The sequence below is a fragment of the Sandarakinorhabdus cyanobacteriorum genome, from assembly GCF_002251755.1.
In the GTDB taxonomy this organism is placed as follows: Bacteria; Pseudomonadota; Alphaproteobacteria; order Sphingomonadales; family Sphingomonadaceae; genus Sandarakinorhabdus; species Sandarakinorhabdus cyanobacteriorum.
The window spans coordinates 20911-31085 of record NZ_NOXT01000087.1; the positions used below are offsets into that span (position 1 = coordinate 20911).

General features: G+C 67.5%; 11 protein-coding genes. 5 read left to right on the forward strand and 6 right to left on the reverse strand.

Features of this window, described 5'->3' with window-relative positions; all coding sequences use genetic code 11:
- Positions 1-24: 24 nt before the first annotated feature.
- Complete coding sequence (locus tag CHU93_RS04430; protein ID WP_165768601.1) at positions 25-567, reverse strand: carboxymuconolactone decarboxylase family protein; 543 nt, start codon at positions 565-567, stop codon at positions 25-27.
- A gap of 73 nt (positions 568-640) precedes the next feature.
- Here CHU93_RS04430 and CHU93_RS04435 point away from each other — a divergent pair, with 73 nt between their 5' ends.
- Positions 641-964, forward strand: coding sequence for a winged helix-turn-helix transcriptional regulator (locus tag CHU93_RS04435; protein WP_094472952.1), 324 nt, complete (start codon positions 641-643; stop codon positions 962-964).
- On the opposite strand, the gene CHU93_RS04440 is transcribed toward CHU93_RS04435, so the two are convergent.
- Positions 948-1682, reverse strand: coding sequence for an inositol monophosphatase family protein (locus tag CHU93_RS04440; RefSeq protein WP_094472953.1), 735 nt, complete (start codon positions 1680-1682; stop codon positions 948-950). The genes CHU93_RS04435 and CHU93_RS04440 overlap by 17 nt on opposite strands.
- Before the next feature lie 20 nt (positions 1683-1702).
- A complete protein-coding gene (locus CHU93_RS04445; protein WP_094472954.1) occupies positions 1703-2857 on the reverse strand; it encodes a CaiB/BaiF CoA transferase family protein in 1155 nt (384 codons plus the stop codon).
- 69 nt (positions 2858-2926) lie between these two features.
- Here CHU93_RS04445 and CHU93_RS04450 point away from each other — a divergent pair, with 69 nt between their 5' ends.
- Genes CHU93_RS04450 through CHU93_RS04460 form a run of 3 tightly spaced genes read left to right on the forward strand, consistent with a single transcriptional unit; the run spans position 2927 to position 6617 of the window.
- The gene (locus CHU93_RS04450; RefSeq protein ID WP_094472955.1) at positions 2927-5134 is read left to right on the forward strand and encodes a transferrin receptor-like dimerization domain-containing protein; all 2208 of its coding nucleotides are present in this window, start codon (positions 2927-2929) and stop codon (positions 5132-5134) included.
- The gene (locus CHU93_RS04455) at positions 5131-6042 is read left to right on the forward strand and encodes an alpha/beta hydrolase (RefSeq protein WP_094472942.1); all 912 of its coding nucleotides are present in this window, start codon (positions 5131-5133) and stop codon (positions 6040-6042) included. Before CHU93_RS04450 ends, CHU93_RS04455 begins: the two co-directional genes overlap by 4 nt.
- Positions 6039-6617, forward strand: coding sequence for a glutathione S-transferase N-terminal domain-containing protein (locus CHU93_RS04460; protein ID WP_165768602.1), 579 nt, complete (start codon positions 6039-6041; stop codon positions 6615-6617). Before CHU93_RS04455 ends, CHU93_RS04460 begins: the two co-directional genes overlap by 4 nt.
- On the opposite strand, the gene CHU93_RS04465 is transcribed toward CHU93_RS04460, so the two are convergent.
- The 3 genes from CHU93_RS04465 to CHU93_RS04475 are packed head-to-tail and all read right to left on the reverse strand — an operon-like array spanning position 6614 to position 8840.
- A complete protein-coding gene (locus CHU93_RS04465) occupies positions 6614-7021 on the reverse strand; it encodes a GFA family protein (protein WP_133064316.1) in 408 nt (135 codons plus the stop codon). The genes CHU93_RS04460 and CHU93_RS04465 overlap by 4 nt on opposite strands.
- Before the next feature lie 32 nt (positions 7022-7053).
- Positions 7054-7383, reverse strand: coding sequence for a hypothetical protein (locus CHU93_RS04470; RefSeq protein WP_094472945.1), 330 nt, complete (start codon positions 7381-7383; stop codon positions 7054-7056).
- Entirely contained in the window at positions 7380-8840 is a 1461-nt protein-coding gene (locus tag CHU93_RS04475) for a coniferyl aldehyde dehydrogenase (protein WP_094472946.1), read from the reverse strand. The genes CHU93_RS04470 and CHU93_RS04475 overlap by 4 nt, the downstream gene beginning before the upstream one ends.
- A gap of 123 nt (positions 8841-8963) precedes the next feature.
- Here CHU93_RS04475 and CHU93_RS04480 point away from each other — a divergent pair, with 123 nt between their 5' ends.
- The gene (locus tag CHU93_RS04480; RefSeq protein ID WP_094472947.1) at positions 8964-10049 is read left to right on the forward strand and encodes a serine hydrolase domain-containing protein; all 1086 of its coding nucleotides are present in this window, start codon (positions 8964-8966) and stop codon (positions 10047-10049) included.
- Positions 10050-10175: the final 126 nt, after the last annotated feature.

Genomic DNA, 10175 nt, shown 5'->3' on the forward strand with positions numbered 1-10175 from the left:
GAAACGGCGGCGCAGCCGGCGCGCTTAAGGGGCGGGGTACGAAAAGGCCTCGGCCGGCAGGCCCGCCAGATTGGCGACGAAGTTGACGGTTTGATAGGCGCCGGCCAGCGCACAGATTTCCAGTTGCTGCGCGCAGCTCCAGTGCGCTTCGAACCCGGCCTGGGTTGCGGGGGCAAGGCGGCCGGTGCTGCACAGCTCGCCAATCGTCAGCAGCAGATTGGCCTCCACCGGGTCCCAGGCAGTGGCATCAAGCGGCATGGCGCGGGTGGCGGCCAGCTGGGCTTCGTCCAGCCCGGCGGCACGGGCAAAGATGGCGGCGTGGACACCCCATTCATAATCGCAGCCGCGCAAGGCCGTCACCCGCAGGATCACCAGCTCGCGGATGCGCAGCGGCAACGGGCTGTCACGATCGAGCAGGTTGGGCACGCCCTTGCGCAGGAATCGCGCGCTGTTGGCAAAGGTGCGGAACAGCGACAGGATCTCGCCATTGGCCTTGGGATAGGCGGCGAGCAGCGCGCTCACATCCTCGGGCCAGGGCGGCGGCAGCGGTTGCAGATGGTTGGACATGACGGGCGCTCTTGCTATGATTCCCATAGCAACCATGCGCTATGTTTTTCATAGCGTCAAGCGGAGTGGATTCATGGCAGTGCGGGGCTCAGACAGTGGCCGGCCGATCATGCGGCTGCTGGATGTGCTGGGCCAGCGCTGGGTGCTGCGCATCCTGTGGGAATTGCGCGCCGGCCCGCTCAGCTTCCGCGCCCTGCAGGCGGCGTGCACGGCGATTTCGCCGGCGGTGCTGAATGATCGCCTGAAGCTGCTGCGCGGCCATGATCTGGTGGCGCTGCAACCCGATGGCTATGCGCTGACGGCACGGGCACACCAACTGGTGCCGTTGATCCTGCAGATGATCACGCTGGCCGATGGCTGGGCCGCGGCTGGCGATTGGCCTAACGAAGGGCCATAGCGATTTCGGCGGCCAGTTCCGCATCGCCCGCCGCGATCACCTGGCCAACGCTGGCCATGCCGAGCTGTTGGCCCTGCCAGTCGGTCATCACCCCGCCGGCGCCCTGGATCACCGGCACCAGGGCGGCCCAATCATGGATTTTCAGGCCGGATTCGATCACCGCATCCAGATGCCCGGCGGCGACCAGGCCATAATTATGGCAATCCCCGCCATAAAGCGTGTCGCGCGCGGCGGTGCGCACCTGTTCGAAGCGGGCGAAATCGGCGGCGTCGAACGCCTGCGGGCTGGTGGTGCCCAGCCGGGCTTCGGCCAGCGCCAGGCCGTGGCGGACATGGCAGCGCTGGCCGTTGAACAGGGTGGGCTGATCCGGCCCGGCGATCCAGCGATCCTTGATGATGCACTGATCAATCACGCCCAGCACCGGCTGGCCGCCCTGCATCAGGCCGATCAGCGTGCCGAACAGCGGCCGGCCGGTGACGAAGGCGCGGGTGCCATCGATGGGGTCGAGCACCCACACCCGCTCCGCATCGGGCCGGTCATCGCCATATTCCTCGCCGATCACGCCATCGTTCGGGCGATATTGCGACAGCAGCCGACGAATGGCGGCCTCCGCCTCGCGGTCGGCGATGGTGACAGGGGAAAAATCTTCTTTCGTTTCCACCAGGAACGGCCGGCGGAACCAGGGCCGGATGGCAGCGCCAGCGGCATCGGCCAGCATCTGGGCCAGTTCAAGATCCGTCACAGCTTCGGTTCCTTCAGGCCCAGCTCCTTCAGGATCGCCGCCCGGTCGCCATCCAGCGCCGGGGCCGGCGGGCGGTGGGCGCTGTCTGGATGGCCAGACAATTTCACCGGATTGCCGGCGGCGATCAGCGGCGTGCCATCCGGCAGCGCGGTTTCCACCACCATGTTGCGGGCGCGCACCTGGGGGTTGGCCAGGGCCTGGCCGATATTGTTCAACGGCCCGCACGGCACCCCGGCTTCATCCAGCGCCGCCAGCCAGTGCGCGGCGGGGCCGGTGGTCAGCACCGCCTCGATCACGCCGGCCAGCGCATCGGCATTGCTGGTGCGGGCATCGTTGCTGGCAAAGCGGGGGTCATCGGTTGGCAGCCCCAACGCGCCGCACAGCGCGGCAAACAGCTGATCATTGCCGGCGGCGATCACGATGGGCGCATCCGCACATTGATAGGCGGCAAAAGGCGTGATGCTGGGGTGGCGGGCGCCCAGCGGCCCCGGCGATTGGCCGGTGGCGGCATAGCGGGCGATGGCATTTTCGAGGATGGCAATCTGGCCATCCAGCATGGCGACATCCACAAACTGGCCTTTGCCGGTCTTGGCGCGATCGTGCAGGGCCGATGTGATGCCGATCACGGTGAACAGGCCGGCGGTGATATCCCCCACGCTGGTGCCCACCCGGGTGGGCGGCCCGCCCGCATGGCCGGTCACGCTCATGATGCCGCCCATCGCCTGGACCACCATGTCGTAAGCGGCCTTTTGCGAATCCGGCCCGGTCTGGCCGAAACCGCTGGTGGCGGCATGGATCAGCCGCGGATAGCGCGCGTGCAGCACATCCCAGCCATAACCCAGCCGCGCCATCACGCCGGGGCGATAATTGTCCACCAGCACATCGGCGCGTTCCAGCAGTGCCTCGAACACCGCCCGGTCGGCCGGGGCCTTCAGATCGAGCGCGATCGATTGCTTGCCGCGGTTGATGCTGGCGAAATAGGCGCTCTGCCCCTTGATGAACGGGCCATAAGCGCGGGCATCATCGCCGCCGTCGGGGCGCTCCACCTTGATCACCCGCGCGCCCAGATCAGCCAGCACCATGGTGGCATAGGGGCCAGCCAGCACCCGCGACAGGTCGATGACCAATATATCAGAGAGGGGACCGGGCATGCGGCACGGCATAGCGTTTTCAAACGGCGGCGTCACCGGCTAGTCTTGGGCCACAACAAGGGGGTTGAAATGAAAAGACTGATTCTGGCCGCGCTGCTGGCCACCACCGCTGCCGCTGCCCAGCCGGCTGCCCAAGAGGCGGCCTTTGATGCCCAGGTGTCGAGCGCCGACCAGATGGCCTGGTTGAAGTCGTTGAGCAGCGGTCCCAACCATGTCGCCAGCCCGCACAACCAGGCCAATGCAGCCATGATCGAGAAGCTGTTCCGCGATTGGGGCTGGCAGGTGAAGCGCGCCGATTATCAGGTGCTCTATCCGACGCCGGTGTCCACCGCGCTCGAACTGGTCGGCCCGGTGAAGAAGGCCTTGGGCGGGCAGGAACCCGGCATCAAGGACGACGCCACCTCCAACACTCTGGCCGGCGCGCTGCCGCCCTATGTCGCCTATCAGGGCGATGGCGATGTGACGGCGCCCGTCGTCTATGTGAACTATGGCCTGCCGGGCGATTATGAGGCGCTGGCCCGGCGCGGCATTTCGGTGAAGGGCAAGATCGTCATTGCCCGCTATGGCGGCGGCTGGCGCGGCCTGAAGCCGAAACTGGCGCAGGAACAGGGCGCCATCGGCTGCCTCATCTATTCCGATCCGCAGCAGGATGGCTATGGCGCGGCCGACACCTATCCCAATGGCGGCGGCCGCCCGCCGGCCGGCGTGCAACGCGGCAGCGTGGTCGACATGACGACCTATCCCGGCGATCCGCTCACCCCCGGCGTCGCCGCCACCAAGGACGCCAAGCGGCTGACGCGCGAAACCGCGCCGACCGTGCTGAAAATCCCCACCCTGCCGATTTCCTATGCCGATGCGACCGAGATCCTCTCCCGCCTGAAGGGCGCGCCAGTGCCGGCCGATTGGCGCGGGGGCCTGCCCTTCCATTATCGCTTTGGCGGCAGTGACGATGTGCAGGTGCATCTGAAGGTCGAATCCGAATGGTCGCTGAAGACCATTTCCAACGTCATCGCCTCCCTGCCCGGTTCGTCGAAGAAGGACGAATGGGTGGTGCGCGGCAACCATTATGACGGCTGGGTGTTTGGCGCCTCTGATCCGCTGTCGGGCGAGGTGGCCATGCTGTCGGAAGCCAAGGCCTTGGGTGCGCTGTGGAAATCCGGCTGGCGGCCCAAGCGCAGCATTGTCTATGCCAGCTGGGATGGCGAGGAGCCGGGCCTGCTCGGCTCGACCGAATGGGTGGAGCACAACCTGCCCGAGCTGCGCCAGAAGGCGGTGATCTATATCAACAGCGATTCCAACGGCCGTGGCTTCCTGGGCGCCGATGGCAGTGCACAGTTCACCAGCCTGATCGGCCAGGTCGCGGCCAACGTGAAGGATCCGGCCACCGGCGCCAGCGTGGCGGAACGCTGGCGCGCCGGCGTGCGGGCCAAGGCCTTTGATGGCCTGCGCGGCAACCCGGCGGCGCTGGCGGCGGCCGAACTGGGCGGCGACCAGCCGATGGACGCGCTGGGATCGGGAAGCGATTATACTGCCTTCATCCACCATGCCGGTGTCTCATCGATCAACATCGGCTTTGGCGGGGAGGGCGAAAGCGCCGGCAGCTATCACAGCATCTATGACAGCTATGATCATTTCGTGCGCTGGGACGATCCGGGCCTGGCCTATGGCGCGGCGCTGTCCAAGGTGGCGGGGCGGCTGGTGATGCGACTGGCCGATGCCGATGTGCTGCCGGTCCGCTTTGGCCCGGTGGCGGGATCGGCCCGGGCCTATCTGGGCGAGATCAAGGCGCTGATCGACAGCCGTCGCCGTGAGGACCAGCGGCGCGAGGGGCTGACGGCCGACATCTACAAGCTGGGCAGCGATCCGCGCGATCCGCTGGGCCCGCCGCTGGCCAAACCGGCGACCCCGGCGCTCGATCTGTCGGCGCTGGATGCCGCCATCACCCGGCTGGATGGCGCGGCCAAGGCCTTTGATGCCGCCATGGCGGCCAAGGCGGCCAGCCTCACGCCGGCACAGGCGGCCGCACTCAACAGGCAGATCCAGGGCATCGAGCAGAGCTTGCTCAGCCCCGCCGGTCTGCCGTTCCGGCCGTGGTTCCGCAACATCCTCTACGCGCCGGGCCGCTTCACCGGCTATGGTTCGAAGACCCTGCCCGGCGTGCGCGAGGCCGTGGAGGAGCGGCGCTTTGACGATGCGGTGCGCGAAGCCGGCGTCGCCGCCAAGGCGCTCACGGACTATGCGGACCGGCTGGCCGCCGCGACGGAGTTGCTGAAGTGAAGCGTGCACTGCTCATCGCCGCCCTGCTCGCCAGCCCGGCGCTGGCGCAGCGGATGCGCCCGGCCGATGTCGATGCCCTGCCCGCATCGAAACCGGTGCTGGTTGAAGCCTATGGCACTGCGCCGGCACAGGTGGGCGAACTGCGCCTGCCGGCCGGACCGGGGCCGCATCCGGTGGTGATCGTCATCCACGGCGGCTGTTGGTGGAAAGGCTTTGCCACCAAACAGAACACCGCCGCGCTGGCCAGCCGCCTGACCGAAAAGGGCTTTGCCACCTGGAACATCGAATATCGCCAGGCCGGCGAAACCGCGCCGGATGGCAAATATTCGGGCGATGCGGGTGCTGGCTGGCCCGGCACCTTCCGGGATTGGGCTGCCGCCACCGACCATTTGCGCGAACTGGCCAAACGCTATCCGCTTGATCTTGCCCGCGTTGCCGTCACCGGCCACAGCGCCGGAGCGCACGCGGCCCTGTGGGTGGCCAGCCGCCACAAATTGCCCAAGGACAGTGAAATCGCCTCGCCCGATCCGCTGAAGATCGGCGCGGTGGTCGCGATCGACGGGCCGGGCGACCCCGGTGCCGAGATCGAGACGTTCGAGAAAGGCTGCGGCGTGCCGGCCGGCAAGGCGATGTTTGGCGGCAGCCCGGCCGAACAGCCGAAGCGCTGGGCCGAAGGCAGCCCGCAGGCGCAGCTGCCGCTGGGGGTGAAATCGGCCCTGGTGTCGGCCAGCCTGTTCCTTTCCCCCACCGCCACGGCAAAATGGGTAACCGAAGCCCGCAAAGGCAAGGACAAGGCGAGCGCCCTGATCCTCGGCGGCACCGGCCATTTCGAGGTGATCGCACCCGGCAGCCCGGTGTGGCCGCAGGTGGAGGCGTTCCTGGTTGAACAATTGAAGGTGACCCCGTGAAGCTGCTCGCCTCTGCCACCTCCCCCTATGCCCGCAAATTGCGGGTGATCGCCCATGAACTGGGCATCACGCTGCCGGTGGAGGACACCACGCCGATGACCGATCCGGCCGCCCTGCTGGCCGCCAACCCGCTCGGCAAGGTGCCGGCGCTGGTGCTGGAAGATGGCAGCGCCATCATCGATTCGCCGGTGATCGCGGCCTTCCTGTTGGCCAGTGTGCCGGGGCAGCAGCTGATGGCAACATCGGGCCCCGCCCATTGGCACGCCCGCACCACCGAGGCGCTGGCCGATGGCGTGCTCGATGCCGCGATCATCCTCAGGTTCAACATGGCCCAGGGCATCACCAGCGGCCCGTGGGTGGACCGGCAATATCGCGCGATCGAACGCGCGCTCAGCGTGATGAACACCCGCGTGGGCGGCAGCGGCCTCGGTGACATCTGCTGCGCAGTTGCGGTGGACTATCTGTCGTTCCGTTTCCCCGATCTCGACTGGCGCAGCCACAACCCGGCGCTGGTGGCGCTGGCTGACCGGCTGCTGGCCACGCCAGCTTTCATCGCCACGCAGCCGCCAGCCTAACCATCCCGCCCGCGCGGCAGACGCACGGTGCCATCGGGCACCGCCACCCATTTGTGCCGCCGTTCCTCGAACACGCTGCGCAGCGGCGGCGGCGTGTCGGGATCGGCGAACAGGCCGGCGGGGATGGCGATCAGGCCGGGGTTGATCGCGGCGGTGTAGCAGATGGTGCTGCCACAGCGCGGGCAGAAGCGGTTGGTCAGCGCCCGGCCCTTGTCGCTGGCATGGTCAAACGCCCGCGTCTCGCCGCTGATCGCCACGTCGCTTTCGGCCAGCCACACCGCCATGCCGAACGGCGAGCCGCTGCGCCGCTGGCAATCGGCGCAATGGCACATGTTGACCATGGCCGGCTCGGCCGCCAGCACCACACGGACGGCGCCGCACAGGCACTGGCCGTGGCGGTTCATGCCGCCCCCATTCCCCAGGCCCGCCACATCACTCAGGCCAGCGCCGGCAGGCCAATCAGATCGGCGAAGGCAATGCTGTTCAGCGCCGCCGGTCGGCCAGCGCCCTGCCACAGCCACAGGAAGGACAGCATCGATACGGCCACCACCACGCTGGCCGCCTGCCGCACCCCCGGCACGGCCGCCGCCCACAGGCACAGGATCAGCACGCCCAGGAACAGGGCGGCGCGGTGGTGCAGCAGCAGGAACGCCCCATCACCGGGCGCAACGCCATAAAGCCGGCTGATGAGGCCGGGGTTGAACAGGGCCAGCGCGGGCAGCGCATGGATCAGCGCCAGCACTGCCCAGGCTGCCCGCTCGATCACTTCTTCAGTTCACGCGCCAGCGCCTTGGCCGTCTTCTCGCCATAGGGCGGCTTGAACCCGGCCAGGCCAGCCAGATCGATCTTCGGCTGGGTATAGACGGCCTTGGGGTGGCTGAACTGCTTGAAGCCATCGTGGCCATGATAATTGCCCATGCCGGCCGGGCCGATGCCGCCAAAGGGCAGTTCCTCGGCCGAGACATGGAAGATCACGTCGTTCACCGTCACGCCGCCCGAAATCGTGCGGTCGAGCACGCGGCGCTGTTCCAGCTCGTCCTGTCCGAACCAATAAAGGCCCAGCGGTCGGTCGCGGCGGTTGATTTCGTCGATGGCGCCGTCCACCGCCTTGTAGGTGCGCACCGGCAGCAGCGGGCCAAAGATTTCCTCCTGCATCACCGTCATCTCGTCGGTGGCGCCGCGGATGATGTGCAGCGGCATCTTGTTGGTGTTCTGCTTCGAAAAATCCTCATTGGCCGGGTTCACCACCTCCACCTGCGCCCCCTTGGCGCGGGCATCGGCGACATGGGCTTCCAGCCGCTCGCGGTGGCGGGCGCCAAGCACGCTGGTGTAATCCGGATTGGCCAGCATGGTGGGATAAAGCCGGGCGGTCGCGGCCTTCAAGCCTTCGACAATCTCGCCCTCCTTCTCTTCGGGCACCAGCAGATAATCGGGCGCCAGACAGATCTGCCCGGCGTTCATCAGCTTGCCCATTGCCACCCGCTCCGTGGCCTGGGCCACATCGGCCGAGCGGCTGATGATGGTGGGTGACTTGCCGCCCAGTTCCAGCGTCAGCGGCACCAGATTCTTCGCCGCCGCCGCCATCACGTGCCGCGCCACGCTGGTCGCACCGGTGAAGATGATGTGATCGAACGGCAGTTCGGTGAAGGCCCGGCCCACCTCCGTCCCACCGGTGATCACGGCAATTTCGGTCGGGTCAAAGGCGGCTTCCAATATTTCCTTCATCAGCGCGCTGGTCACGGGCGTGTATTCCGAAGGCTTGATCATCGCCCGGTTGCCGGCGGCCAGCACGCCGGCCAGCGGCGCCCAGGTCAGGTTGATCGGGAAATTCCACGGGCTGATGATGCCCACCACGCCCTTGGGCTGCCATTCCACCCGCGCCCTGGCGCCCAGCAGGCCGAGTGGGAAATCGAGGCGGCGCTTTTCCGGCTTCATCCACTGGTCCAGATGCTTCAGCGCATGCTTCACCGGCTTCACGCTCGACATGATGTCGGTCACCAGGCTCATCTCGTTGGAACGATGGCCGAAATCCTCTGACAGGGCCGCCACCAGCCGATCCTTGTGGGTGAGCACCACATCCAGCGCGCGGTTCAGCCGGTCGCGGCGGGCGGCGGCCGATACCGGCAGTTCGGCGGTGAAGCTGGCGCGCTGCGCCTCCAGCACGGCGCGCATGGCGCTGGCATCGCGGGCATCCCATTCGGCGGTCTTGGCGTGGCTGGCCATGTCATTCCTCCCAACAATGGCGCACAGCCTATGCCGGGAATGCGCCGTCGCCAAGCCGCCCATTTGTGGCAGCCACCACCCTGACCTATTGTATTGCTCCAATAATACACTGGAGGCCCGGCCATGGCGCGTCTTGCTGCTGTTCTGCTGTTGTCGATGCTGCCGGCCCCAGGCCTGGCCGCGCAGCGTGACCCGGCGGCGATCCGGCAACAGCTGGATGGCGTGGTGCCGGCGGCCTTGGCCCGCCACAAGGTGCCGGCGCTGTCGCTCGCCCTGATTCGCGATGGCCGCATCGACGTGGTGGCGGCCTGGGGTGCACAGGGCGGCGGCCAGCCGGCCACGCCCAACAGCCTGTTCAATGTTGCCTCCCTCACCAAACCCATCACCGCCGAAGTTGCGCTGCGCCTGGCCAGCACCGGGCGGATCGACCTTGACGAGGCCATGGCGGCGCACTGGCTGGATCCCGACATCAAGGATCATGAATGGCGCAACCGGCTGACGGCGCGGCTGGCGCTGTCGCACCAGACCGGCTTTGCCAATTGGCGGCGCCAGACTGGCGGGCAGCTGCGCTTTCGCTTCGCCCCCGGCACCGGCTATGGCTATTCGGGCGAAGGCTATGAATATGTGGGCCGCTATCTGCAGGCGAAAACCGGGGAAGGGCTGGATGCGCTGGCGGGCCGGCTGATCTTCGCGCCGCTGGCCATGGCGAGCACCAGCCACACCGGCCAGGCCTGGTTTGCCGGCCGCATCGCCGCCCCCAGCCATGATGGCGCGCCGCTGCCGCCGGTGATCGCCGCCCAGCCGACGGCATCCGATGATCTCTATACCACGGCCGCCGATTATGCCGCCTTCCTGGCAAGCCTGATCCGCAGCGAGGCGGTGACCCCTGACCTCGCCAGCCAACGCGCCACCGTCCACGCCGATCAAACCCGCCAGATGTGCAACCAGCGCGCACCGGCCACCTGCCCGGCGCGCGCCGGCTTTGGCCTGGGCTGGCAGGTGCTGGATTTTGCCGGCACGCGGTTCCTGATGCACACGGGCAATGATCGCGGCGAATTCACCTTTGCCTATTGGTCGCCCGACACGCGGGAGGGCGGCGTGATCCTCACCAACAGCAATGTCGGCGGCCTCGCCATCATCGATGCCCTGCCGGCGCTCGATCTTGATCCGCGCTTTGCCGCCTATCTGAAGGCCGTGGCCGAGAATTGACCGGAACCGGCATCCGGCAGCCCCAAACGCAAGCGGCCGCCGCTCCGGTTCGGGAGCGGCGGCCGCAATGCCTTCGCGAAACCGGGCTTAGCCCGGATTATTCACCGGCCGGGTGATTTCGGGTTG